The sequence below is a fragment of the Streptomyces shenzhenensis genome (genome assembly GCF_021462265.1).
GTDB lineage: Bacteria > Actinomycetota > Actinomycetes > Streptomycetales > Streptomycetaceae > Streptomyces > Streptomyces shenzhenensis.
Map to the genome: position 1 here is coordinate 1 of NZ_JAJONF010000040.1, position 23,751 is coordinate 23,751.

The window sequence follows — 23,751 nt, forward strand, 5'->3', positions numbered from 1 at the left end:
AGCCCCCGCGTCTGCGGCATGATCGGCCGGACAGCCCCTAGGTCAGGCCGATCGCGGCGCACGCCGACTGGTACTTCGGGGTGCAGATGTCGGCGACGGTGTAGACGCCGTCCGCGATCACCGTGTCCTTGATGTTGTTCTTCGTGAGGGCGACCACCGGCACGAGCGTGGCGGGGATGTTCTTCTCGGTCGGGCTGTCGACCTTGCCCTGGGTCAGCGCGTCGTACTGGATGTCGCGGCCCTGGACCTTGTACACGGCCATCTGCGCGGCGTCGGTGGCCTCGTCCAGGAACGACTTGTACACGGTCATGTACTGCTCGCCCGAGACGACCCGCTGCACCGCGTCCAGGTTGGCGTCCTGTCCGGTGACCGGGGGGATCGTGGTGGCGCCCGCCTGCTTCAGCGCGTCGATGACGGCGCCGGCCATGTCGTCGTTGGCCGAGTAGACGGCGGCGATGTTGTTCAGCCCGACGGCCCGGATCGCCTTCTTCATGTCGGCCTCGGCGACCGCGGGCGACCACTTGTCGATGTCGTACTCCTCGGCGATGCGGACCTTGTTCCTGAGTTCGGCGAGGGCGCCCGCCTTGAAACTCGCCGTGTTGGGGTCCGCGGGGTCGCCGTTCATCATGACGATCTTGCTGGTCGCGGCCTTGCTGCCGAGTGCCTCGACGACGGCGCGGCCCTGGACCTCGCCGACGAGTTCGTTGTCGTGCGAGACGTAGGCGTCGATCGGGCCCCGCGCGAGCCGGTCGTAGGCGATGACGGGGATGCCCGCGGCCTTGGCCTTCCGGACCTCCGGCGCGATGGCCGCGGCGTCCACCGCGTCCACCACGATGATGTCGACCTTCTTGGACACCATCTCCTGGAACTGCTGACTCTGCCGGGCCTCGCTCGACTCGGCGTTGGCGTAGTCGACCTTGCCCTTGCCGTGCGTGAGGGAGGCGACCTCCTTCGCGAAGATGGGGTGGTCGAAGGCCTCGAAGCGGGCCGTCTGCTTGTCGGGCAGGAGCAGCCCCACCGTGATGCCGTCGCCCTTCTTCGGGGACGCGGAGGTGTCGCCCCCGAGGCCGTCGACGGCGCCGCACGCGGTGAGCGTGAGAGCGGACGCGGAGGCGGCCAGGATGGTCGCGAGGCGGCGCAGGGGAATCCCGCGGAGGGTAGGAACGATCACATCAGGCGCCTTCCGAGTGGGGGAGGGTCATGCGCGACGGATGATGTGAAGGGAAGCAAACGCGCTGCGACCGGGTACGTCAAGACGACAGGACAACAAGGCAGTTGGAGCGCGTCCCGCACGTCGGGCCAGAGTACGGGACCGGCGAGCCGTCCGCCCAGGCCGGGCCGGTGCGGCGGGAGTCGGCCCACCGGCGGGACGGGGACGGTGCAAGGGCCGCGGCCAGGCGGCGAGTCGCCTGGGGGCCGCCCCACGTCCGGGACTTCGCCGTCCGCACCGCCCTTCGCCCGGCGCGCTGTCTTCGCTGCCGCGACCCCGGCGGCCGTCACCCGCCCGTCCGGGCCGCTGCGTCCGGTCCCGGCCGGATGGTCCTGCCGCCCGGTGACACCGCCGACGGAAACGGCCCGGGTGCGGGACCCGGGCCGTCGTCCGTGTGGTGCGGGGAGCGTCAGGGCCGCTGCTTGGCGAGGGCCGGGACGAAGCGGAGGGCGTCCACGGTGCCGACGCCGGTGGCGAGGTCGTAGCCGTTGACCGCCCGGTAGCCGGTCACGCCCTGGTAGCTGTTGTTCGTGCCGTCGTTGACGTCGACGATGCCGGTGCCCTTGGAGTGCCGGCCGTAGAGGTCGTACAGCCGCTTCTGGATGTTGCCCAGCCGGTGGCCGGCCGCCTGGTCGGCGAGGGCGACGATGCCCGCGAAGAGCGGGGTGGCCTCGCTGGTGCCGCCGCTGACGTCCCAGCCGGTGGCGGCCGGGTCGAAGCTGGAGTAGATCCAGGCGCCGCCGTCGACCGCGGCGGACATCGAGATGTCGGGGGTGCCGCGGCGGGTGCCGACCTTGCTCTTCACGCCGTTCTGGAAGGACGGCCGGGTGAACACGTGGGACTGGCCGCCACCGCCGGAGCCGTAGTCGTTGTAGACGCTGTCCGGCTTGACCCGGTCGCCCTTGTCGTTCAGGTGGAGCTGGGTGCCGCCGATCGAGGTGACCAACGGGTCCGAGGAGGGCCAGGAGTTGACGCGCTTGTCGTAGTACGTCTTGCCGTCCGCCCGGAGGTCGGTGGCGCCGCCGTCGCCGGAGGCGGCGAGCACGGTGACGTGCTTGCGGTCTGCGTCCTGGAAGGCGTACCGCAGCTTCTTGATGCTGGAGAAGTCACCCTTGGCGAAGCCGGGGAAGGTGTTCTCGGTGGCGCCGAAGCTCTGGCTGATGACGTCGCCGACGTTGTGGTCGATCAGGTACTTCTCGGCGTCCATCATCTCCGGCAGACCGGTGGTGCCCTCGGTCTCGGAGACCGCCGTCTCGACCACGACGATCTTCGCGGCGGGCGCCACCGCGTGCGCCATCTCGACGTCCAGGGTGGTCTCGCCGGCCCAGCCGGTCATGTCGGAGTTCTTGGGGTCGAAGGCGGGCACGTGCCCCCACTTGACGACCTTCACCTTGGTGCTGGGCAGCCCGAACTGCTTGCTGTAGACGTCGAGATCGTGCTGCACGGTCGGTGAGCCGTACGAATCGACGATGACGATGGTGCGCCCCTTGCCCGTGACGCCCTTGCGGTAAAGGGCGTTCAGGTCGTAGGCGGTGCGGTACTGGAGCGGGTTGTAGCAGTTGATCTGCCACTTGGCCTGGCACTGCGCGTTGGAGAGCGGGCTGCTCACGTCATGCGCCAGGGTGTGCCCGACGACGGCCGGTACCGCGAGGGTGTGCGGTACGGCGGCGGGAGCGGCGTTCGCCAGTGCGGTGACCGCCAGCGCGGCCACGGACGTGGCAGCCGCGAGGCCCCGCCCGGTTCGGGCCATGTGCATGGATCCCCCCTTGTTGTTCGAAGTCTCACGAAGTGATCTCTACGTGGTCTTCGCGCATCACACCGGACGGGTCATGCACAGATCAAGTACGTTGAACCGACGATGCCGAACCCTTTACCGTGCGTTGTCCCTTCATTAACGTCCCACTGTTGTCGAGAACAAAGCCGCAACCCGGGTCGCGGTCTTTGCGTCTTCCCCCGTTGAACAGGACCCCAAGTCACCCGCATCCTCTAACAATCGGCCGAGCCTTGAGACACATACCCCTGAGACCCTGGGCCGTGGCTGCCGCCGCCACGGCCTTCGCGTTCCTCGTCGTCCTGGAGGTCGCCGCACGTCACTACGGTCTGCCGGGACCGATCACCAACCAGGCACGCGAGCTGGCGTACGCGCCCAAATCCGGCTTTCTGCTCTATGCGGGCCTGGCGTTGACGATGGTGGTGCTCACCTGGCGGCAACGGTTCGTCGCCCTCGCCGCCGCGGTCGGCATCGACCTCGTCTTCGCGGCGGCCCGGTGGGCGACGGGTACCGGGGTCTCCCACGGCCAGCCGTTCGGCAACGGCGCGCTGTGGGTGCTGCTCGGCTGCGCGGCCGTCGCCGTGCTGCGCCGCACGGGCCCGGAACGCGTACTGCTGCTGAAGGGCGCCGGGCTGGGCCTGCTGCTGGTGACCGGCCGCAAGACCGGCGACACCTGGCTGCTCATCACCTCGAAGACCCGCCCGACGGTGCTCGACCCGTACGTGGCCACCGCCGACCACGCCCTGGGCGACCCGTCGTGGCTGGTGGGCCGGATCGTCACGGCCACCGGCCCGGTCGGCTTCAACGTGCTCGACGTCGTCTACGGCCAGCTCGCCGTGGCCGCGGTCGCCGTCGCGCTGTACCAGCTGCGCGGCGTGGCGGCCGAGCGCCGCTTCCCGCGCCACCATCTGGTGCGCACCTTCCTGCTGATCGGCCTGCTCGGACCGGCCGTCTACATGATCTTCCCGGTGGTCGGACCGGTCTTCGCCTACGGCACCGGCGCCGACCACTGGGCATCGGTCAGCCTCTGGCCGGCGCGGCCTCCGCACGGGCACTGGCCGGTGGCCGACCTGTGGCCGCGCACCACGCCGCCGGTCACCGCCCCGCACCCCATCCGGTACGACGGGTTCACCCCGCGCAACTGCATGCCCAGCCTGCACACGGCATGGGCCACCACGATCTTCGTGCACTCCCGCAGGGGTCCCCGGGCGCTGCGCTGGGCCGGCGCGTTCTGGCTGGTCGCCACGCTCACCGCGACCCTGGGCTTCGGCTACCACTACGGCGCGGACCTCCTCGCCGGCGCGGTGTTCGCGCTCACGGTCGAGGGCGCCCTGCGCGCGCACGACCGCGGCTGGGAGCGCACGGGCATCCGCCTGGTCGTCCACGGTACGGCGGTCTTCGCCGCGCTCCTGGTGTCCTACCGCTGGCTGCCGCTGGAGATGGCCACGCGCCCCTGGCTGTACGGACCGCTGCTCGTGCTGGCGACCGCCTCGGTGGTCTACCACTACGTACGGACCGTCACACGCTGGGAACCGCGCACCGATCCGACGTCGCGCTTCCCGGCACCGCAGCCCGAACTGGTCTGAGCCGGCCGGGGCGGTCCGTGACCGCTTCCGGCGCCGGCACCGGGCACCGGGCACCGGGCACCGGCAGCCGACGCCTGCTGCCGGCGCCCGCTGGTGGACGGCAGGACGGTCGGCACGGTGGACAGCTACGCCGCGAAGACCGCCTACCGGCAGGTGGTGTTCACCCGCACCCTCGGCACCACGGTCACCGCCCACCAGGTGCAGCTGCGCGTCCTCTCCGGCAGCACGTCAGCACGCTCCACCGTCACCCTGGACGCGGTGATGGTCACCCGCTGAGCCGGCCCGGGGCGGCCGCGGGCTCTGCCGGGTCCCGTCAGCCGTCCCGTTCGACCCACTCGCCGCCGCCCAGCGGGTAGTCGTAGCCCGGGCGGCCCGCGTCGGCGCTGGTGCGGAACGCGGTGCCGGCGTTGTCGACGCGGACCGTGCCGCGACGGCTCCCGCTGGACCAGTCCAGGGTGAGGTCCCAGCGGACGTCGTGGGCCGTGGTGCGGGCGAAGACGTAGAAGACCTCCGGGTCGGACTCGCTGACCTTGTACGGGAAGTCGCGCTGGCCGTTCTGGACGGTGACCGTGGGACTCCCCTCGTCGAGGTCGATGCCGAACGACTTGGTGCCGACGTTCCCGCCGCAGCCGACGCCCATCGAGTAGTCGTTCCAGGCGAGCGGCGCGCCCTTGCTGAGGACGCGCACGTGCAGCGCCTCCAGGACGACGGTCTCCGTGCCGGTGCCCTGGACGGTCAGGGCGACCTCCTGCTCGCCCGAGGACACCGCCCCGTACGCCGCGGCCCAGCGCGGCGCGTCCTGCTCGCTCATCGCGGGCGGGCCGACCTGCGCCGGTGCGCTGTCGACGAGGAAGTGCTGGCTGCACGGGGTGTCGTAGACGTAGGGGCGGGTGTGCACGGTGAGCGGGACGGCGGCGCCGGTGGTGCCGCCGTCGGCGCCCTGGGCGCCGCCCGCCCGTTCGCCGTCGCCCTCCGCGCTCCCGGACCCGGCCGACGCGGACTCGGTGGCGGCGGCGGAGGCCGACGCGGACGGCCGGTGCCCCTTCGCACCCGGGCTCGGGGCGGCGGACGGGTGCCGGGCGCCCGCCGTGCCGGTGCTCGGGGCGGCGGCGGAGGCGGCACCGGCCGCCTGCTGGTGACCCGTGTCGCCGTGCGGCAGCCGCACGGCGAGCACGGCGGCCCCGAGCACGGCGACCGCGGCGGCGGAGGCGATCAGCACGGTACGGCGCCGACGTGGCGCGGGCCGGGGCGGCACGTCGACGACGACGGGCTCACCGCCCTCGCGGCCGTCCTCGCCACCGAGCCGGACCTCACCGTCGCCCTCACCACCGAGCCGGCCCTCGCCGTTGGCCTCACCACCGGGCCCGCCCTCGCCGTCGTCCCGGTCCTTCGGTGCCGACGGTCCCGGATCCGCCGTGCCGATGGTGTCCGCAGGGCCCGCCTCCCCCCGGCTCGCTCGTGCCGCGTCCGCCAGGACCCAGCGCCGGTGCAGCTCCACCAGTTCCTGCGGCGTCGCCCGGCAGACCCGTGCGAGGCGCTCCACCGGCGCGTACTCAACGGGCACCACGGTGCCGTTGCAGTAACGGTGCAGTGTCGACGTACTCATGTGCAGCCGCTTGGCCAGCGCCCCGTAGCTGAGTCCCGAGCGGTCCTTGAGCTCCCGCAGCAGCAGCGCGAACGCGTCCGCCGCGTCCGCCCCCGTTGCCCCTGACACCCGTTCCCCCATCCCCTCGCGCCCCTCGCGTTCCAGTCCCGCGTTCCAGGGCCCCCGCGTTCTCCCCGGTCAGAGCGTGTTTCCGCGTTCCAGTGTCCCGGACTGCCCGCTGTGCCTGGCGGCTGGGACAGACCGCCTCGCAGGCTTCGGTCATCCAATCACCACCGCCATCCGAACACCGAAGGGGCACGGCCACATGTCCATCCTCCGCACCTCCCGCACCCGTCTCGTCGGCGCCGCCACGACCGTCGTACTCGCCGCGTTGTCCATGACCGCGTGCGACGACGGCACGGGCGTCCACGCCGAGAGCGTCGCGGCCGGCACCCCGGCCACGCACTCCCCGGCCTCCCCGTCCTCCTCCGCGGCGCCCTCCCGCTCCAGCGCCTCCTCCCCGGCCACTCCGGCCACCCCGGACTCCTCGAAGGCCGGTGCCGCCACCTCCGCGTCGAAGCCGAAGCCGAAGCAGAAGGTGTCTGCCTCCGCGGGCAGGCCGGTCACCTGCGAGGGCTCCAACACCAAGACGGTCGCGGCCCCGCTGAACCGGCCCGTGAACCACATGCTGCTCACGGTGACCAACACCGGCAGCAGGACCTGCTACCTCTACACCTACCCGGCCGTCCGCTTCGGCGAGGCGCAGGCCGTGCCCCCGGTCATCGAGGACTCGCGGCCGCAGGCGGTCGTCACGCTCGCGCCGGGCGAGTCCGGCTACGCCTCGGTGAGTCTGTCCGCCACCGACGGCAGCGGCACGAACGGCCAGACCGTCAACTCGTTGACCGTCTACTTCCACGGCCGCTCCGGCAACGAGAGCGTCGGCACCGGAGCCCACCCGTCGCTGCCCGCGAAGGGCGTCTACATCGACGACTCGCTCAAGGTCACGTACTGGCAGCAGTCGATGAACGACGCCCTCAACTGGTGAGCTCCGACCGCCCGTTCACAGCGCCGCCTCCCGTCACCGGACGGGCTCATCGATGATCACGCTCACCAATAGTGGCGTCGGCCGGCGACCGCGTGTCCCATGGATCCCAGGATCCAGAAGACAGCCCCGATCACGACCAGAATGATGCCCAGCGTCCACAGGATCGATATGCCCGTGAGGAATCCGACGATGAGCAGGATGATGCCGAGGGCGATCATGACCGTACCTCCTACCGCGTCCCGCGACTTCCCTTTGGTCGCCGGGTTCCCCGAAGCGGCGAGGTAATGCCCGGCCCGCCCCCGGTGGTCACCAGCTGATCGAGGCCGCCACCGGCCGGTGGTCGCTGCCGGTGGGCGGCAGCACCCACGACCTCTCCGGACGCACCCCGCGGACCAGGATCTGGTCGATGCGCGCCACCGGGAACTCCGCCGGCCAGCTGAAGCCGAAACCGTCCCCGGCCGCCTCCTGCGCCGAGCGCAGCCGCGCGGTGAGACCGGCGAACGCGCGGTCGTCCATGGTGCCGTTCAGGTCGCCGAGCACCACCACCCGCTGGTCCGGCTCGGCGGCGACGGCCTTGGCGAGCGCCTTCGCGCCACGGTCCCGGCTCTCCGTCCAGAAGCCGCCGCGGGGAAGCACCCGGACCGACCCCAGGTGGACCACGTACACCGCCAGCGGCCCCTGATCCGTGGTCACCGTGGTGCGCAGCGCCCGGTTGTAGGCCAGCCTGGCGGCGGCCGGCCTGGTCGCCGCCAGCGGCCCGTAGTCCGTCTCGATGTCGACCGGCCGGGTGCCCGACAGCGGCAGCCTGCTCCACAGCCCGACCGTGCCCTGCACGGTGTGGTACGGGTACGCCGTCGCCAGAGCCCTCTCGTAGACGCCCCTGGCCTGCGGGGTGATCTCCTCCAGCGCCAGCAGGTCCGCGCCGGAGGCGGCCAGGTCACGGGCGGTGCCGGCCGGGTCGGGGTTGCCGGCGTCGACGTTGTGACCGACCACGACGAGGTCGCCGCCCGGCTGGGACCTGTCGCCGAGCAGCCCGCCGAAGAGGCTCAGCCACACCGTGACCGGCAACAGCAGCGCGGCCACCGCGGAGGCGGAGCGGCGCCACAGCGCCCCGGCCAGCAGCACCGGGACGAACAGGCCGAACCACGGCAGGAAGCTCTCCACCAGGCTGCCGAGGCCCGCGTGGTCGGTGATCCGCGCGTGCAGCAGCATGAGCAGGCCGAGCAGCAGCGCCGCCGCCGCGAGGACCGGGCCGCGCCGCCAGGGCCCGGGCCGGAAGGCGCCGCGGACCGCCCGGCGGACGCGGGCCCGCCAGGCGCCGGACCCGGCGTCGTCCCGGCGGACGGCGCCGCGCTGTCCGGGCTCCGCCGTGCGCACCCGCGTCACCGCGGCGTCCGGCGGGCGCACGGCGTCAAGGAGCCGGCGGGGCGTGGTTCGTGCTGAGAACGGGACTCGGTGCATGCCACCAGCCCACGCGGTGCCGTGTTGCCGGGGCGTATGCGGTTTTCGATACGCCGACGACAGGTGCCGGCTCGTAGCCTCGATGACATGCGTGTGCTGATCGTCGAGGACGAGCCCTATCTGGCGGAAGCCATCCGCGACGGCCTGCGGCTGGCGGCGATCGCGGCCGACATCGCGGGCGACGGTGGCACGGCGCTGGAGATGCTGAGCGTCAACAGCTACGACATCGCCGTCCTCGACCGCGACATCCCCGGGCCGTCCGGTGACGAGGTCGCCAGGCACATCGTCGCCTCCGGCAGCGGCATGCCGATCCTGATGCTCACCGCGGCCGACCGCCTCGACGACAAGGCGTCCGGCTTCGAACTCGGAGCCGACGACTACCTCACGAAACCCTTCGAACTCCAGGAACTCGTGCTCAGGCTCCGGGCGCTCGACCGCAGGCGCGCCCACAACAGGCCGCCGGTACGGGAGATCGCGGGTCTGCGAGTGGACCCGTTCCGCAGGGAGGTCTACCGGGACGGCCGCTATGTCGCGCTGACCAGGAAGCAGTTCGCGGTGCTCGAAGTCCTCGTCGGCGCCGAGGGCGGTGTGGTCAGCGCCGAGGAGCTCCTGGAGCGCGCGTGGGACGCGAACGCCGACCCGTTCACCAACGCCGTGCGCATCACCGTCTCGGCACTGCGCAAACGGCTCGGCGAGCCCTGGATCATCGCCACGGTGCCCGGCGCCGGGTACCGCATCGGCACGCAGCCGGACACGGCCGGACCCGAGGAAGCGGGAGGTGACCGTGGATAGGCCGCCCGGGTTGAGCGTTCGCGTCAAACTCACCCTCAGCTACACCGGGTTCCTCATGCTCGCCGGTGTCCTGATGCTCGGGGCCGGGTGGCTGTTCCTGAACCGGGTGAGCCATGTCGGGCTCATCCTCATACCCGGCTACCGCTCCGCCGTCGTACGCTCGTTCGCTCCGACCGCGGCCGTCGCGCTGACGTTCCTGCTGGTGTTCGGCCTCGGCGGAGGGTGGCTGCTCGCCGGCCGGATGCTCGCCCCGCTGACCCGGATCACCGACGCCACCCGCATGGCCGCGGACGGCTCGCTCTCCCACCGGATCCGGCTGCCGGGCCGCAAGGACGAGTTCCGCGAACTCGCCGACGCCTTCGACACGATGCTGGCCCGCCTCGAAGCGCACGTCGCCGGACAGCAGAGATTCGCGGCCAACGCCTCGCACGAGCTGCGCACCCCGCTGGCGATCTCGAAGGCACTGCTCGACGTGGCCCGCGCCGACCCGGACCGGGACACCGGCGAGATCATCGCCCGCCTGCACGCCGTCAACACCCGGGCCATCGACCTCACCGAGGCGCTGCTCCTGGTCAGCCGGGCCGACCAGCGGTCCTTCACCCGGGCGGACGTCGACCTGTCCCTGCTGGCGGAAGAGGCCGCCGAAATGCTCCTGCCCCTCGCCGAGAAGCACGGCGTCACCCTCCGGACCAGCGGCGACATCACTCCCACGACCGGCTCGCCGGCGCTCCTGCTGCAGCTGACGACGAACCTCGTGCACAACGCGATCGTCCACAACCTGCCCGAGCGGGGCAGCGTGTGGGTCCATGCCGGCGCCCGCCCCGGGACCGTGGTGCTCACCGTCGAGAACACCGGCGAGCAGGTCACCCCGCAGCTGGCCGCGACACTCACCGAACCCTTCCAGCGCGGCACCGAACGCGTCCACGCCGACCACGCGGGCGTCGGCCTGGGCCTCGCGATCGTCAAGACCATCACCCAGGCCCACGACGGAACCCTCACCCTCACCCCACGCCCCACCGGCGGGCTCCGCATCACCGTGGAGCTCCCCGCGGCGGACCCACGCGCCGACAACTGACGCCGCCCCGGCCCCCACCTCGCCGACGGGCGACGGCCGCCCGGCACCCCGGCACGAACCGGCGACGGCCGCCACCGCGCCAGCCCCGGCACCGACCCGCGACGGCCGCCCGGCGCCCGGGTGCCGGCCGTCCCGCGGCGAGGGCACGGACGGTGGCGGCTCACCCGTTCACCGGCCGCCGATGGCCGGCCGGGGCGGTGGGCGCCACGATGGCGCAGAGGGCTGTGTCCCCACCAGGGCCGGGCACGCCGCGTCATCTCCCCCGGAGGCCCCAGTGGGACACGCTGTCGGTGAAGTGCTGGGCCTGGCCGCCGGCGTCGCGGTCAGCCCGCTGCCGATCGTGGCGATCATCCTCGTCCTGACCACCCCGCAGGGACGCCTGGGCGGCCTCCTGTTCGCCCTCGGCTGGGTCGTGGGGCTCGCGGCGCTCGGCGCGATCATGCTGGCCGTGGGCGGAACGGGCGGCGCCTCGGCCCACAAGCAGCCCGCCACCTGGGTCGGCGCCCTCAAACTCGCGCTGGGCGCACTCCTCGCCCTCTTCGGCGCCCGGCAGTGGCGGCGCCGCCCCAAGGACGCCTCCCAGGCACAGCTCCCGAAGTGGATGGCGGCGATCGACCGCTTCACCCCCGCCAAGATCCTCGGCCTGGGGCTGCTGCTCTCCGCGGGCAATCTCAAGAACGCGCCGCTGACCATCGCCGCGGCCGCCTCGATCAGCTCCGCCGGGATCCCCGTGACGCAGCAGACCGGCGCCCTGGCGATCTTTGTCGCCATCGCGTCCCTCGGGGTGCTCGCGCCCCTCGCGGTCTACCTGGTCCTCGGCGAACGTGCCCGGACGATCCTCGCCGACTGGCGGGAGTGGGCCGCGCGGAACAACGTCGCCGTCATGGCCGTCCTGTTCTTCGTGCTCGGCCTCAAACTCCTCGGGGACGGCGTCGGCATCCTCGCCTGAGGACCGCCGCCCCCGGTCGGTGCGCGGCCGTCGGCGCACTAACCACCGTTCCGCTCGACCTGCAGATGGATCGGCCCGCGCAGCACGGGGCTGCGCCGGTACGGGGGCGGGTCGGCGACCAGCCGGGGCCCGTCGAGGCGGCGTGCCAGCTGGCCCAGCGCGATATGGGCCTCCCGCCGGGCCAGCGGGCCGCCGAAGCACAGGTGGACGCCGCTGCCGAAGCCGAGGTGCTGGTTGTCCCGCCGGCCGGGGTCGAAGCGGTCGGGATCGTGGAAGCGGTTCGGATCGCGGCTGCCCGAGGCCAGCATCAGCATGATCTGCGAGCCCTTGGGGATGACGGTGTCCCCGACGGTGACGTCGCTGTACGCCGCCCGCCAGGGAATGATGTGCACCGGCGGCTCGTAGCGCAGCAGCTCCTCGACCAGCGGCACGACCAGGTCCGGTTCGTCGCGCAGCCGTCGCAGCACGTGGGGGTGGCGCAGCAGCGTCAGCATGCCGTTGGTGATGAGGTTGACGGTGGTCTCGTGGCCGGCGATCAGCAGCAGGTTGGCGGTGCTGATGATCTCCTCGTCGGTCATCCGCCCGTCCGGACCGTCGTCGTTGGCCAGCCGTGACAGCAGGTCGTCGCTCGGGTGGCCGTGGCGTTGCTCCACCAGTCCGCCGAGGTACTCGCGCAGGTTCTGGCGGGCTCGCACGCCGTCGTCGAGCTTCTCCTTCGGATCGGTCTTCGGGTCGTAGCCGATCGAGTTGATGATGTCGTTGACCCACACACGGAACCGCGGTTCGTCCTCGCGCGGCACGCCGAGCAGGTGGCAGATCACCGTGACGGGGAACGGGTAGGCGAGGTCGTCGACGATGTCGATCCGATCCTTGTCCGCGAAGTCGTCGATGAGCCCGCCGACGATGTCGGCCAGGGTGGGTTCCAGGCCGGTCACCAGCCCCGGGGTGTGCGGGGGGCCGAAGTGGCGCATCGCCATCCGCCGCAGCCGGTCGTGCTCGGGCGGGTCCATGTTGATGAACGCCGGGACGGGCGCGCCCTCGGCCGAGGGCATCGGATGCGCCAGGTTGCGGACGTCGGAGCTCAGGTGCGGGTTGTGCAGGATGTCCGCGAGTTCGCGATAGGTGCTGATGACGTAACTGCCGTCCTCCTGCCGGGCCACCGGCGTCCTGCGCAGCTCCGCGTAGAGCGGGTACGGGTCGGGCCGGGAGGAGTAGTCGAGGATCCGGCGCAGGATGTCGGGCGCCTCGGTCGTGGTCATCTCGGGGTCCTTTCCTCCTGACGGGGGGCTCCTGACGGTGCACTCCTGACGGTGGGCTCCTGACAGGGGGCTTCCGCCGACGGCCTCTCCCGGCCGCCTCTGCCGACCGCCTCTGCCGGCGGCCTAACGGTGGTGCTGGTGCGCGGCCGTGACCCGGCGCTCCCCCGGGTCGTGACCGGTGACGACCACGGTGGCGCCCTGGGCGAGCAGGAGGGGCCCGGGGAAGTCGACGGGCACCGGCTTCGTGTCGACGGGCTGGTCGGGCGTGGGGCAGGGCGGCGGGAAGGGCGCGGCCGTCTCGATGAGCTGCCGGTAGTGGTCCAGCCACTTGGCGTTGTTGAACGTCACCGCCGCGGTGACCCGGCCCTGGTAGCCGTACGCGGCCACGAAGCGGTGGTCGGAGACCGAGCCCTGGGTGACGACCACCTCGTCGGCGAAGGTCGGCACGCCGACGGACTTGATGTTCACGCCGAACTGGATCGACCAGAACCGCGGGATGGACAGGTGGGGCCAGCGGTCCGCCTGGCCGTGGATCATGTTGTGGGCGGCGATCTCGGCCTGCTCCACCGCGTTGGCCCAGTGCTCCAGCGAGATCAGCCGGTACTCGTAGACCGGGTTCGGGCAGCGCGCCACGTCCCCGGCGACGAACACGTCGTCGGTGATCAGCCCGTTGAGGTCCATGGCACGGCAGCCCGTGTCGCAGGCGATGCCCCAGACTCCCGCCGCCAGTCCGGAGCCCCGCAGCCACTCGGTGTTGCGGATGCCCCCGAGCGCGACCACGGCCACGTCGGCGTCGACCGTGCTGCCGTCGTCGAAGTGGGCCCGGCGCAGCCGCCCCTGGGCGTCGCCCTCCAGCCGGGTGACCTTGACCCCGCACCGCAGGTCGACGCCGTGGGCGCGCTGCATGTCCGCCGCCACCTCGCCGATCATGGCGCCGAGCGCCCCGACCAGCGGATACGGTCCGAGCTCGGCCACCGTCACCGGGATGTCCCGCTCCCGGCAGACGGAGGCGATCTCGGAGCCGGTGAACCCCGCGCCGATGACCAGCACCCGGGAGGGTCCGGCGGCGAGGGCGCGCTGCAGGCCCTCGGCATGCTCGCGCGTACGTACGACGAACACCCCGTCCAGCTCTGCCTCGCTCTCCACGAACCAGGGCCGGGCCCGTACGCCGGTGGCGATCAGCACGCGGTCGAAGGGGACCTCGCGGCCGTCGGCGAGCCGCACGTGGTCGGTGGCCAGGTCCAGCCCGCTCGCGGGCACGCCCAGCAGCCACTCCGCGTCGATGTCACGCCGGCGCGGCAGCGTGGTGCCGTCGGCGGGCACCCACCCGGTCAGGACCTGCTTCGACAAGGGGGGACGGTCGTAGGGCTCGCCGAGCTCGTCGCCGATCATCGTCAGCGATCCGGTGAAACCCTCCTCGCGCAGGCACTCCGCGGCCCGCAGCCCCGCCAGGGACGCCCCGACGATCACGATGCGGCCGTCGCGCCTGAACGCGCGCAGGTTGTCGGCACTGGTCATGACCTCGCCGCCTCCACCGGGATCCGCCGGCCCTCCAGCCGGTCGACGAGTATCGCCTGGACCGGGCAGGCCGCCGCCGCGCGCAGCACCCGGTCGCGCAGGGCGTCGTCGGGCTCCGGGTCGTACATCAGCGCTTCCTCGCCGTGCAACCGGAACGCGTCCGGAGCCAGGAACGCGCACTGCGCATAGCCTTCACATCGGGAGAGATCAACGACGACTCGCATCCCGGCCTCCACGGGGCTGCAGGCTGCGGACCCGTACCGGGAGGCGGCGCACCGCGCTCGTCGGGTCTCGGCAGAAGGATTTTGGTGATCGCGAGAAGGAACGCGGGCAGGAATCGGCCGGTGCGCCAGGGCGACCGGCCACGGTGAGAGACCGCCTAGGGATTCCGCGACTTCACCCGATCAGCCTATGCCGCGCCCACATCACCCGCACGCCGGGAAGCCGGGTGGCCGGGGCAACGGAAACAGCCGCGTCAGCGGCGCCCGGCCCGCGTCCGGCGGGTGGTCCGCGTCCGGCGGGTGGTCCGGCCGCGGCGGACGCGCGGACGGCCCCGGCGCGGCGCACGCGCCCGGCCCGCGGTCACCGGTCCGGCACGGCCGCCCCGGTGGCGGGGGGCTGCGCGGACCGTGCCAGCACCGCCGCGCCCAGGGCGTGCCGTACCTCGTCCGGAAGCCATTCGCAGTGCGGCCACTGTCTGATCTGCTCGGCGATCTCCCGCAGCTTGGTGTTGGTGTGCTGCGAGACCTCCCTGAGGATCTCCCACGCCGTCTCGGGGGTCACCCCGGCGTAGGCGATCACCACGCCCATGGCCTGATCGACCGTCGCACGGGCGGTGACGGCGTGGCGGAGCTGGGCGATCTCTGTCTCAAGGGCCGTGATCCGGGCGAGGGGGTCCATGTCTTCGGTGTCCTCGGGCATCGTGAGGAGCGCTTTCTGGTCGGGCTGTCATGCCGGTCGCCCTTACTGCTGCCCGCGACCGGCCCGCGTAGAGGGACCGCAGACGCACGGTCGACGCCCTCGCTGTCCACAAAACGAAAGCCGCTCTCGACGCGCGTGAGCGCCGTGGCGTCCGTCTCCCCGTTGAAGCGCCGACGCCGGGGAAAGAGGAAGAGATGGACTCGCTCGTATTCGAAAGCGACGACCTCGGCACGACGGAGGACTTCCTCTCCCAGGCATACGCGCGCATGCGCATCGGGAGCACCACCCCCGGCGCCAGTACCGCACGCGTACGCCGCGACGCGACGACGTCGTTCAGCGTGGACGAGATCGACCTGGACTTCGAGATGTCGTACTCGGTCTCCCCGCTCGGCAGGATCTGTCTCTGCGTCGTCCATGAGGGAACCATCCAGGACCACGTCTTCCACGGCGTGCGGGACTCCTTCGCCGCCGGTGACACCGTGCTGTTCGCGCCCCACGACCTGCCGTACGCGGGCCGGATCTGCAACGCCCGCTACAACATCACGATGCTCGATCCCGGTCTGCTGGACCAGGTGGCGGCCTCCGCCGGAGCACGGCCGGGCGAGCCGGTACGGCTGACCGGGCACCGGCCGCGGTCCCGGGCCGCCGGCGACCGGCTGCGGGCCACCATCTTCTACCTGCGCGACCAGGTCCTGGCCGACCCGGACACGGCGGCCGAGCCGCTGCTCGTCTCGGCCGGCGGCCAGCTGCTGGCCGCGAGCGTCCTGGCGGCCTTCCCCAACACCGCCCGGACCGACCCCACCGGACAGGACCGGGGCGACGCCCACCCCGCCACCCTGAGACGGGCCATCGCCTACATCGACGACCATGCCGACCAGCCGATCACCGTCGCCGACATCGCGGGCGCCGTCCACGTCACGATCCGCACGCTCCAGTACGCCTTCCGCCGGCATCTCGACACCACGCCGACGGCCTACCTCCGGCGGGTCCGCCTGGCGCAGGCGCACCACGACCTGCTCGCGGCCGACCCCCACGGCGGTGCCACCGTCGCCGGCATCGCGGCTCGCTGGGGCTTCACCCACCCCGGCCGCTTCGCCGCCCTGTACCGGGCCACGTACGCCACCGGCCCCGCCGAGGCGCTGCGCGGCTGACCGGGCTCGGACAGCACGTCTCCCGCACGGCCGGCCGTGCGGGAGACGGCGTGCCAGGGCACCAGGCCAGGGGCACGCGGGGAGGCGGGCTCCGCTCCGTACGGAACCGGTTCCGTACCGACTCGGTTCCATACCGGCTCGATTCCGTACGGGCTCAGTCGTCGCCCCGGACGATGTTCCCGTCACCGCCCGTGGGCGGGGCGGCCGAGGTGCTGTCGCGCTCGACGGCGGCGACCCACGTGCAAATCCGGTCGCGTGGGAGGTGGCGTGCCCTCGCCCAGCCGGTCTTCGCCACTCGGAGGGCGGGCTTCTGTGTGGTGTGCCTGGTCACGGCGGCTCATCTTCTCTCTGCTCGTCGCCTGGCCGCCGAGTTGCCCGGTCCGGCCCGGACAAACTCCGGCCCCGCGCGGTCGTGCGTGTCGCCCGCGCAGGGCGGGAACCCGGCCGTCATGAACGCTCAGGAACTGCGGGGGTCGTACTGGATCGAGACCGCGCCGGACGGGGCGCCCGCTCCCCCGCCGGACGCGGACGTCTCCGTCGATGTCGCGGTGGTCGGCGGCGGGATCGCCGGGCTCAGCACCGCATGGGAGCTGGTCCGGCGCGGCCGCGAGGTGGCCGTGCTGGAGGCGGGCCGGCTCGCCGCCGGGGTCACCGGCCACACCACGGCGAAGCTGACGGCGCTGCACACCCTCGTCTACGACCATCTGCGCCGCACACGCGGCCGGGAGGGCGCGCGGCTGTACGCCGAGTCGCAGTCGACGGCGATCCGCCGGGCCGCCGAGATCGTCTCCGACCTCGGCATCGACTGCGAGTGGGAGGAGGCGGCGGCCTGCACGTACGCCGAGCGTCCCGAGCACGTCGGGCAGCTGCGGGCGGAGGCCGAGGCGGCGCGCGAGGCGGGCCTGCCGGCCGAGTTCGTCACCGGGACCGAGCTGCCCTACCCGGTGGCCGGCGCGGTGCGGGTCACCGGCCAGGCGCAGTTCCATCCCGTGAAATACCTGCGCGCCCTCGCCGAAGACCTGCGCCGGCACGGCGGTGCCGTGTACGAGGGGACGCGTGTCACCGGCCTCTCCGAGGGCGAGCCCTGCGTCCTGTCGACCGACGTGGGTGCGACGGTGCGGGCGCGTGAGGTCGTGGTCGCCACGCACTACCCCGTCTTCGACCGGGCGCTGCTGTTCACCCGTCTCTCCCCGCGCCGTGAGCTGGTCGTCGCGGGGACCCTCGACGCGGACCGGGCCCCGCGCGACATGTACATCACGCCCGAGCAGAACACCCGGTCCGTGCGCAGCGCTCCCCAGCCCGACGGCACCCGGCTGCTGGTCGTCACCGGGGAGCACTTCACCCCCGGCACCGCCGACGTCGAGGAGCGCTTCGCCCGGCTGACCGCCTGGGCCGACAGCCGCTTCGCGGGGCTGACGGTCACCCACCGCTGGGCCACCCAGGACAACGACTCCACCGACTCCGTGCCCCTGGTCGGCCCGTTGCACCCCGGCAGCCGCCACACCTATGTGGCCACCGGCTTCGGCGGCTGGGGCCTGAGCGGCGGCATCATGGCCGGCGGCCTGATCAGCGACCTCGTCGAGGGCCGCGAGAGCGAGTGGGCGGGGCTGTACGACCCGCGCCGGCTGGCCTCCGTGGTCCGCGAGGGAGGGGCGTTCCTCAAGCACCAGGCGCAGGTGGCCAGGCACTTCGTCGGCGACCGGCTGGCGGCGGTCAGGGCACCCGCCCCCGAGGACCTCGCCCCGGGAGACGGAGCGGTGGTACGGATGGGCGGACACCCGTGCGCCGTCCACCGGGACGACAGCGGTCAGCTCCACGCCGTCTCGGCCCACTGCACCCACCTCGGCTGCCTCGTCGCCTTCAACCGCGCGGAACAGGCCTGGGAATGCCCCTGCCACGGCTCCCGCTTCGCCCCCGACGGCCGCATCCTCCAGGGCCCGGCCGTGCGACCGCTGGAGAAGCGCGACATGGAGGCAACCGGCTCCGGACGATCGGACACCGGAACGCGGAACCACCCGTAGCCCGGCACCGCCCTCACCGGTGCCTCGCCCACCGGCACCGCCCCCACCCGGTGCCTCCCCCGTTACGTCTGCTTCCCAGGGGTACCCGTGTGGCGCGTTCGGTTCGCGCACCCATTCGATCCCGGCCCGTGGAGCAGACCTGTGAAAGCCCTCGTCGTCAACCGCACGCCCAAGAAGCCCCCCGCGCCCTCCGGCACGGCGGCGCCGGCCTCGGTGGTCGCCGCGCGGCCGGCCGAGTACGGCGTGCGGACGGAGTTCGTGCGCGCCGTGGACCCGCCCGTCGCCCCGGCTGCGGGCGACGGCGCCGGCCGGCCGACGAAGGCGTCGAGCCGGTGCGAGGTGCCACGATGACCGTCGACTCCCTCGTCCCCGCTCCCCGGTTCCACTGCTGGACCCCGCCAGGCGTCTACCGGCCGCAGACCGACACCGCGCTGCTGGGCCGGGCGCTGTGCCGGGAGCGGATCACCAGCCGCACCGAGGTCCTGGACCTCGGCACCGGCAGCGGCGCGCTCGCGGTGGAAGCGGCCCGGCACGGCGCCCGCGTCACGGCGGTGGACATCTCCTGGCGGGCCCTCGCCGCCACCTGGTGCAACGCCCTGCTGAACGGGCAGACGGTGCGGATCCGCCACGGTGACCTGGCGGGCGCGGTCCCCGGCCACCGGTTCGACCTCGTGATCACCAACCCGCCGTACGTCCCCGCCCCGCCCGCCGACGGCCCGCCCCGGGGCCCCGCCCGGGCCTGGGACGCGGGCCCGGACGGCCGGCTGCTGATCGACCGCATCTGCGCGCTGGCCCCCACGGTGCTGCGCCCGGCCGGGACGCTGCTGATGGTGCACTCGCATCTGAGCGGCGTCGAGGAGACCCTGGGCCGGCTCGGTACCGCCGGTCTGCGCGCCGAGGTCGTCGACCGCGTCCGGCTGCCGTTCGGACGCGTCCTGCACTCCCGGCTCACCTGGCTGCGCGAGAGCGGCCTGGTGGCCGACCGGACCACGGAGGAGCTGGTGGTGATCCGTGCCGCACACACCTGAACGCCCCCGCCGCATCCGGGTCCAGCGCGACGGGCCGCTCCTGGTGGAGGGCCCCGTCGAGGTCGTGGACGAGAACGGCCGGATCACGGTGTCCCACCGCTTCGTGGTCGCCGTCTGCACCTGCCGCCGTACCCGGACCCCGCCCTGGTGCGACACCAGCCACCGCCGCCGTACGAAACGGGACGAGACCTCATGAGCGACGTGCGCCTGCCCGAGCCGCGCGGCCCGTTCTCGGCCGCGCTGACCGATCTGATGCGGGGATCGGAGTCCGCCGCCCCACCGCCGCCCGCCGACCCCTACGGCGACGACCTCCAACTGGCCCTGTACGTGCTCTACGAACTCCACTACCTCGGCTTCGCCGGGGTGCCCGACGACCTCGAGTGGGACCCCCGGCTGCTCGCCCTGCGCGCCGCACTGGAGGACCGCTTCCTGGGCGCGCTGCGCGCGGACGTGCCGGTCGAGGCGTCCGGCACCGCAGGTCAGGCCCTGGACGCGCTCCAGCTGGAACCCGTCGGCGACGACGGCGGCAGCCTCTCGTACTTCCTGCGCGACCACGGCACCCTGGAACAGTTCCGGGAGTACGCCGCCCTGCGCTCGCTCTACCACCTCAAGGAGGCGGACCCGCACGCCTGGGTGATCCCCCGGCTGCGCGGACGGGCCAAGGCCGCCATGGTCGCGGTGGAGTTCGACGAGTTCGGTGCCGGCCGCGCCGACCAGATCCACGCGCGGCTGTTCGCCGACCTGATGACGGACCTGGACCTGGACACGGCGTACGGCCGCTACGTCGACGCCGCACCGGCCGAGGCCCTGGCCACCGTCAACATGATGTCCCTGTTCGGCCTGCACCGGGCCCTGCGCGGCGCGCTCGTCGGCCACTTCGCGACCGTCGAGGTGACGTCCTCCCCGGCCTCCCGCCGCCTGGCCGAGGCGCTTGGCCGGATGGGCGCGGGAGAGGCGGCCGTGCGCTTCTACACCGAGCACGTCGAGGCGGACGCGGTGCACGAACAGGTCGTACGGCACGACGTGGTCGCCGGACTGCTGGCGGACGAACCGTCGCTGGAGGCCGACGTGGTCTTCGGGATCCGCGCGACCGGTCTCCTGGAGGACCGGCTGGCGGCCCGGCTGCTGGCCGACTGGCGTGCCGGCCGTAACGCGCTGCGCACGGGCCGCATCATTCCGGCGACGGTGGGTACTCGGCCCTAAATGAGGCTGAGCGTGGTGGACGCCGGTTCGAACACGGTGCGGCTGGTGGTGACCGATGTGACGGCCGGGGTGCCGCTGCCGGTGCACACCGCCAAATGGAAACTGCGGCTGTCCGAGCAGGTCGCGTCCGACGGCCGGCTGGGGGAACAGGCCACGGACCACCTGGTCAAGGCGTTACGCAAGGCCACGGAGATCGCCGCCCGGTGGGGTGCGCCGGAGCCGTTGGCGTTCGCGACCGCCGTCGTGCGCAACGCCCCCGACCGTGCCGCCGTCCTGCGGGCCGTGCGCGAGGAGACGGGCGTACGGCTGTGTGTGCTGCCGGGTGAGACGGAGGCCGAACTCACCTTCCTCGGCGTCCGGCGCTGGATGGGCTGGCGCGCCGGGCCGCTGGCCGTCCTCGACATCGGCGGGGGCTCCCTCGAGGTCGCCTTCGGACGCGGCCGGATGCCGGAGTTCGCCGCCTCCCTGCCGCTCGGCGCGGGCAGGCTGACCAGGGAGTACCTCGACCAGGACGGCGCGCCGTCGGATGCCGAGCTGCAGGCCCTGCGCCGTGCGGTGCGCCACCAGCTGCGCGACGCCACCGCCCGTATCCGCTGGGAGCATCCGCACACCGCCGTCGCCACCTCCCGCACCTTCCAGCAGCTCGCCCGGCTGTGCGGCGCCGCGCCCGGCCGGCACGGGCCGTTCGCCGAACGGGTCCTGCGCCGCGGCGACCTGCGCCGCGCGATCGACCGGCTGGCCGCCCTGCCGGCGGCCGAACGCTCCGGGCTGCCCGGCATCTCCGCGCCCCGGGCCCGGCAGAGCCTCGCGGGCGCGATCGTGGGGCACACCGCGATGAAGCTGAGCGGCGTGAAGGCCGTCGCCGTCTGCCCCTGGGCGCTGCGCGAGGGCATCCTGCTGCGCTACCTGGAGGACGGCGCCGACTGGTGGACCGACATCGAGACCGGAACGCACACCTTCGGACGGCCCTTCGACGGGGCGGTCGTCAGCCGCCTGCCACTGCCCCGGACCGCGTCCACGCCGGAGCCGTGAGGCCGCGCACCGGCCCACCGGCCATCCGGCGGGCTGACGGAGCCGGAACAGACGTGCCCGGAGCCGTTCGGCTCCGGGCACGTCCGGGCGTTCAGGTGCTGCCGGGTCCGGGGGCCTGGGATCACCGGGCCTCGGTGGCCGTCACGTCGGCCGCGTTCACGTAGATGGTCCGGTTGTTGAACTGGGCCTGGTAGTACTTCTGCGCGCCCTTCACCACGGCGCCCGAGGCGAAGTAGTCGTCGGCGGCCGCGGCCGGCTGGTCCACGACGTAGGCCTGGCCGACCGGGATCCGGTAGCCGGGTGCCGTGAGCGCGACCTGCCTCGACGGCGACAGGCCGGCGGGGTACTCGGATGCCGCCGGGTACGCCTGGCCGTACAGCGGGGCGGCGTCGGGACCCACGGCGCTGATGACCGTCACGCCCGTGGTCGGGACGGTGTTGCGCCCGCACGGGTTGTAGATCCAGCCCTCCTGGCCGTCGTACCAGATCGCGGTCCAGTCGCCCTGGCGGCCGGCCACCACGAACTGCTGACCGGCCTGGACCCGGTCGCTCCAGTCGCTGATCTGGTCGGTGCCCGCCGTCAGGCCGGGGTGCACGTCCGGGTCGAGGAGCAGCGGCGCGTCGGCGGCGGGCGCCTGGCGCACGAACAGCGAGTTCGACGGCTGCGCGACCTCGCCGCAGGCCGTCGTCACACCGGACGGGTCGTCGGCCGGGCAGACCGTGTAGGACTGGGTGTTCCTCTCGAACCGCGGAGCGATGGTCACCACCGAGCCGGCCGGGCCCACCCCGTGCGGGCCCTTGGCCGCGGGCGCGCCGAGCAGCCTCATGAAGCGGTTCCAGTCCCAGGCCGTGCCCGGGTCCCAGTGCTGCTTGGCGAGGTTCGAGTCGAGTGAGCCGGGAACGTTGTCATGGCCCAGGATGTGCTGCCGGTCCAGCGGCACGTCGTACCGCTGGGCGAGGTATTTCACCAGCTCGGCGGTCTGCTGGTAGGTGGCGTCGGTGTACCACTGCGCGCCCTGCGCGGTGAAGCCCGCGTGCTCGATCGAGACCGAGTGCAGGTTGTAGTGGTAGTTGCCGACGGCGTACGCGATGTCCTCGGCCGGCATCAGCTGGGTGGTGCTGCCGTCGGTGTCCATCAGGTAGTGGGCGGACACGATCGCGCCGGGCGCGGACAGGGTCGACAGCGCGGAGGCGAAGGTGCCCTCGGCGGTGTGGATGACGATCCGGTCGATCTGGATGCCGTTCGCGGGCCGGTTCGACACCTGGCCGTTGTGGCCCGTGACGGCGACCGGCGCGTAGGCGCAGTCCATGGTGGCCGGGCACTCGGCGCCGGTGGTGGTGTCCGCGCTCGTCAGCCTGAGCTCGTCCAGCTGTGACAGGTCGGGCCGCGCGCCCTGGTCCGCGGCCAGGCGCAGCGTTCCCTGGGCGGTCTGCTGCTCGGCGCCCGACGCGATGGCCCGGAAGACGCCGTCGACGTACCGGGTGGCGGCCTTCTTGTCCGTGAGGTGGCTGTATTCGGCCACGGCCGCGGTCCACTCGGACGGGTTCTGCGGCAGGCTGCCGGTGAGGGTCTTCTGATAGGACGCCAGCAGCGCGGCCGTCCCCTCCAGGTTGGCCCCGCGATCGGTCCTCAGCCGGGCCGCGGGTATGCCGGTCAGCTTCGACGCCGTTCGCAGGGTGTGCATGCCGGGCCGGTTCACCAGCGTGGACAGGTCCGAGCGGCCACCGGCGCCGGCCGCGCCGTCGACGAGCATGTCCGTCGTCACGTCGGTGAGATTGCCGAGGCCGTAACCGCCCTTGTCGCTGTAGCCCGGGTGGGACTGCCAGCCGGACTCCTCGCGGGTGACTCCCATGAGCACGGACACGGGGACGTCGTACTTCGCCGCCGCGGCCGCGAAGTCGGCCTGCGCGCCGGACGGCCGGGAGGTTCCGGTCTGCGCCTGGGCCGCCGACGGCAGGAGCGCCAACGCCCCGGCCGCCACGACACTTCCGACGACGGCCGACGCCGGCCACCGTGTGGAGTTCCGTCTGTACAAGGTCATGCTGCTCCGTTCTCCGTCGACTTGAAGAGATGACTTTGAAGAGTCCGCGGTTCCGCCGAGGGCGCCCGGCCGGCCGACGATGCCCTCACAACCTCCCTGGAAC

General features: G+C 72.9%; 24 protein-coding genes. 13 read left to right on the top strand and 11 right to left on the bottom strand.

Going from position 1 to position 23,751, the window contains the following annotated elements; translation table 11 throughout:
- Positions 1-37 precede the first annotated feature (37 nt).
- Both LQ326_RS35620 and LQ326_RS35625 read right to left on the bottom strand, forming a co-directional pair.
- Complete coding sequence (locus LQ326_RS35620; RefSeq protein ID WP_234543277.1) at positions 38-1,141, bottom strand: sugar ABC transporter substrate-binding protein; 1,104 nt, start codon at positions 1,139-1,141, stop codon at positions 38-40.
- Between the two features lie 478 nt (positions 1,142-1,619).
- Positions 1,620-2,966 (bottom strand): S53 family peptidase, encoded by a 1,347-nt coding sequence (locus LQ326_RS35625; protein ID WP_234543209.1) that lies wholly within the window; start codon positions 2,964-2,966, stop codon positions 1,620-1,622.
- A 278-nt stretch (positions 2,967-3,244) separates the two neighbouring features.
- On the opposite strand from LQ326_RS35625, the gene LQ326_RS35630 reads away from it, so the two are divergent.
- On the top strand, positions 3,245-4,567 hold the full coding sequence (locus tag LQ326_RS35630) for a phosphatase PAP2 family protein (RefSeq protein WP_234543210.1): 1,323 nt from the start codon (positions 3,245-3,247) through the stop codon (positions 4,565-4,567).
- 117 nt (positions 4,568-4,684) lie between these two features.
- Positions 4,685-4,843: a hypothetical protein gene (locus LQ326_RS35635; protein WP_234543211.1), complete on the top strand. Its 159-nt coding sequence runs from the start codon at positions 4,685-4,687 to the stop codon at positions 4,841-4,843.
- A 37-nt stretch (positions 4,844-4,880) separates the two neighbouring features.
- Here the strand turns inward: LQ326_RS35635 and LQ326_RS35640 are convergent, their stop codons facing one another.
- Entirely contained in the window at positions 4,881-6,281 is a 1,401-nt protein-coding gene (locus LQ326_RS35640; protein WP_234543212.1) for a helix-turn-helix domain-containing protein, read from the bottom strand.
- 196 nt (positions 6,282-6,477) lie between these two features.
- Between LQ326_RS35640 and LQ326_RS35645 the strand changes: the two genes are divergently transcribed.
- The gene (locus tag LQ326_RS35645; protein ID WP_234543213.1) at positions 6,478-7,197 is read left to right on the top strand and encodes a DUF4232 domain-containing protein; all 720 of its coding nucleotides are present in this window, start codon (positions 6,478-6,480) and stop codon (positions 7,195-7,197) included.
- Between the two features lie 62 nt (positions 7,198-7,259).
- Here LQ326_RS35645 and LQ326_RS35650 read toward each other — a convergent pair whose 3' ends face one another.
- Together LQ326_RS35650 and LQ326_RS35655 are read right to left on the bottom strand one after the other, a co-directional pair.
- Complete coding sequence (locus LQ326_RS35650) at positions 7,260-7,415, bottom strand: DUF6131 family protein (RefSeq protein ID WP_234543214.1); 156 nt, start codon at positions 7,413-7,415, stop codon at positions 7,260-7,262.
- Between the two features lie 88 nt (positions 7,416-7,503).
- Complete coding sequence (locus tag LQ326_RS35655; RefSeq protein ID WP_234543278.1) at positions 7,504-8,583, bottom strand: endonuclease/exonuclease/phosphatase family protein; 1,080 nt, start codon at positions 8,581-8,583, stop codon at positions 7,504-7,506.
- A 162-nt stretch (positions 8,584-8,745) separates the two neighbouring features.
- On the opposite strand from LQ326_RS35655, the gene LQ326_RS35660 reads away from it, so the two are divergent.
- From LQ326_RS35660 to LQ326_RS35670, 3 genes are all read left to right on the top strand, one after another.
- Positions 8,746-9,450 carry a response regulator transcription factor gene (locus LQ326_RS35660; protein WP_234543215.1) on the top strand — a complete coding sequence of 235 codons (705 nt, stop codon included), beginning with the start codon at positions 8,746-8,748 and terminating at the stop codon, positions 9,448-9,450.
- Complete coding sequence (locus LQ326_RS35665; RefSeq protein ID WP_234543279.1) at positions 9,443-10,525, top strand: sensor histidine kinase; 1,083 nt, start codon at positions 9,443-9,445, stop codon at positions 10,523-10,525. Before LQ326_RS35660 ends, LQ326_RS35665 begins: the two co-directional genes overlap by 8 nt.
- Positions 10,526-10,799: 274 nt before the next feature.
- Complete coding sequence (locus LQ326_RS35670; RefSeq protein ID WP_234543216.1) at positions 10,800-11,474, top strand: GAP family protein; 675 nt, start codon at positions 10,800-10,802, stop codon at positions 11,472-11,474.
- 38 nt (positions 11,475-11,512) lie between these two features.
- On the opposite strand, the gene LQ326_RS35675 is transcribed toward LQ326_RS35670, so the two are convergent.
- The 4 genes from LQ326_RS35675 to LQ326_RS35690 all read right to left on the bottom strand — a co-directional run bounded on the left by LQ326_RS35675 (position 11,513) and on the right by LQ326_RS35690 (position 15,151).
- Positions 11,513-12,733: a cytochrome P450 gene (locus tag LQ326_RS35675; protein ID WP_234543217.1), complete on the bottom strand. Its 1,221-nt coding sequence runs from the start codon at positions 12,731-12,733 to the stop codon at positions 11,513-11,515.
- Positions 12,734-12,856: 123 nt separating this feature from the next.
- The gene (locus LQ326_RS35680; protein WP_234543218.1) at positions 12,857-14,251 is read right to left on the bottom strand and encodes an NAD(P)/FAD-dependent oxidoreductase; all 1,395 of its coding nucleotides are present in this window, start codon (positions 14,249-14,251) and stop codon (positions 12,857-12,859) included.
- Positions 14,248-14,475 (bottom strand): ferredoxin, encoded by a 228-nt coding sequence (locus LQ326_RS35685; protein ID WP_234543219.1) that lies wholly within the window; start codon positions 14,473-14,475, stop codon positions 14,248-14,250. Before LQ326_RS35685 ends, LQ326_RS35680 begins: the two co-directional genes overlap by 4 nt.
- Positions 14,476-14,833: 358 nt before the next feature.
- Positions 14,834-15,151, bottom strand: a complete 318-nt coding sequence (locus LQ326_RS35690) for an ANTAR domain-containing protein (RefSeq protein WP_234543220.1) — start codon at positions 15,149-15,151, stop codon at positions 14,834-14,836.
- A gap of 215 nt (positions 15,152-15,366) precedes the next feature.
- On the opposite strand from LQ326_RS35690, the gene LQ326_RS35695 reads away from it, so the two are divergent.
- Complete coding sequence (locus LQ326_RS35695; protein ID WP_234543221.1) at positions 15,367-16,323, top strand: helix-turn-helix transcriptional regulator; 957 nt, start codon at positions 15,367-15,369, stop codon at positions 16,321-16,323.
- A gap of 154 nt (positions 16,324-16,477) precedes the next feature.
- On the opposite strand, the gene LQ326_RS35700 is transcribed toward LQ326_RS35695, so the two are convergent.
- The gene (locus LQ326_RS35700; protein WP_234543222.1) at positions 16,478-16,654 is read right to left on the bottom strand and encodes a hypothetical protein; all 177 of its coding nucleotides are present in this window, start codon (positions 16,652-16,654) and stop codon (positions 16,478-16,480) included.
- 118 nt (positions 16,655-16,772) lie between these two features.
- Between LQ326_RS35700 and LQ326_RS35705 the strand changes: the two genes are divergently transcribed.
- The 6 genes from LQ326_RS35705 to LQ326_RS35730 all read left to right on the top strand — a co-directional run bounded on the left by LQ326_RS35705 (position 16,773) and on the right by LQ326_RS35730 (position 21,607).
- A complete protein-coding gene (locus LQ326_RS35705) occupies positions 16,773-18,344 on the top strand; it encodes an FAD-dependent oxidoreductase (protein ID WP_234543223.1) in 1,572 nt (523 codons plus the stop codon).
- A gap of 141 nt (positions 18,345-18,485) precedes the next feature.
- Positions 18,486-18,695, top strand: coding sequence for a hypothetical protein (locus LQ326_RS35710; RefSeq protein WP_234543224.1), 210 nt, complete (start codon positions 18,486-18,488; stop codon positions 18,693-18,695).
- Positions 18,692-19,372: a HemK2/MTQ2 family protein methyltransferase gene (locus tag LQ326_RS35715; RefSeq protein WP_234543225.1), complete on the top strand. Its 681-nt coding sequence runs from the start codon at positions 18,692-18,694 to the stop codon at positions 19,370-19,372. Before LQ326_RS35710 ends, LQ326_RS35715 begins: the two co-directional genes overlap by 4 nt.
- Positions 19,356-19,568 carry a CDGSH iron-sulfur domain-containing protein gene (locus LQ326_RS35720; protein ID WP_234543226.1) on the top strand — a complete coding sequence of 71 codons (213 nt, stop codon included), beginning with the start codon at positions 19,356-19,358 and terminating at the stop codon, positions 19,566-19,568. The genes LQ326_RS35715 and LQ326_RS35720 overlap by 17 nt, the downstream gene beginning before the upstream one ends.
- Positions 19,565-20,575 carry an iron-containing redox enzyme family protein gene (locus LQ326_RS35725; RefSeq protein WP_234543227.1) on the top strand — a complete coding sequence of 337 codons (1,011 nt, stop codon included), beginning with the start codon at positions 19,565-19,567 and terminating at the stop codon, positions 20,573-20,575. The genes LQ326_RS35720 and LQ326_RS35725 overlap by 4 nt, the downstream gene beginning before the upstream one ends.
- Complete coding sequence (locus LQ326_RS35730) at positions 20,576-21,607, top strand: Ppx/GppA family phosphatase (protein WP_234543228.1); 1,032 nt, start codon at positions 20,576-20,578, stop codon at positions 21,605-21,607.
- Between the two features lie 121 nt (positions 21,608-21,728).
- On the opposite strand, the gene LQ326_RS35735 is transcribed toward LQ326_RS35730, so the two are convergent.
- Positions 21,729-23,648, bottom strand: a complete 1,920-nt coding sequence (locus LQ326_RS35735; protein WP_234543229.1) for an N-acetylmuramoyl-L-alanine amidase — start codon at positions 23,646-23,648, stop codon at positions 21,729-21,731.
- Between the last annotated feature and the right edge of the window lie 103 nt (positions 23,649-23,751).

Bases quoted from the DNA above. Each gene is read 5' to 3' on its own strand.
- LQ326_RS35625 (WP_234543209.1), bottom strand. From the start codon at position 2,966: ATGCACATGGCCCGAACCGGGCGGGGCCTCGCGGCTGCCACGTCCGTG.
- LQ326_RS35645 (WP_234543213.1), top strand. From the start codon at position 6,478: ATGTCCATCCTCCGCACCTCCCGCACCCGTCTCGTCGGCGCCGCCACG.
- LQ326_RS35650 (WP_234543214.1), bottom strand. From the start codon at position 7,415: ATGATCGCCCTCGGCATCATCCTGCTCATCGTCGGATTCCTCACGGGC.
- LQ326_RS35660 (WP_234543215.1), top strand. From the start codon at position 8,746: ATGCGTGTGCTGATCGTCGAGGACGAGCCCTATCTGGCGGAAGCCATC.
- LQ326_RS35675 (WP_234543217.1), bottom strand. From the start codon at position 12,733: ATGACCACGACCGAGGCGCCCGACATCCTGCGCCGGATCCTCGACTAC.
- LQ326_RS35680 (WP_234543218.1), bottom strand. From the start codon at position 14,251: ATGACCAGTGCCGACAACCTGCGCGCGTTCAGGCGCGACGGCCGCATC.
- LQ326_RS35685 (WP_234543219.1), bottom strand. From the start codon at position 14,475: ATGCGAGTCGTCGTTGATCTCTCCCGATGTGAAGGCTATGCGCAGTGC.
- LQ326_RS35690 (WP_234543220.1), bottom strand. From the start codon at position 15,151: ATGGACCCCCTCGCCCGGATCACGGCCCTTGAGACAGAGATCGCCCAG.
- LQ326_RS35695 (WP_234543221.1), top strand. From the start codon at position 15,367: ATGGACTCGCTCGTATTCGAAAGCGACGACCTCGGCACGACGGAGGAC.
- LQ326_RS35705 (WP_234543223.1), top strand. From the start codon at position 16,773: ATGAACGCTCAGGAACTGCGGGGGTCGTACTGGATCGAGACCGCGCCG.
- LQ326_RS35715 (WP_234543225.1), top strand. From the start codon at position 18,692: ATGACCGTCGACTCCCTCGTCCCCGCTCCCCGGTTCCACTGCTGGACC.
- LQ326_RS35725 (WP_234543227.1), top strand. From the start codon at position 19,565: ATGAGCGACGTGCGCCTGCCCGAGCCGCGCGGCCCGTTCTCGGCCGCG.
- LQ326_RS35730 (WP_234543228.1), top strand. From the start codon at position 20,576: ATGAGGCTGAGCGTGGTGGACGCCGGTTCGAACACGGTGCGGCTGGTG.
- LQ326_RS35735 (WP_234543229.1), bottom strand. From the start codon at position 23,648: ATGACCTTGTACAGACGGAACTCCACACGGTGGCCGGCGTCGGCCGTC.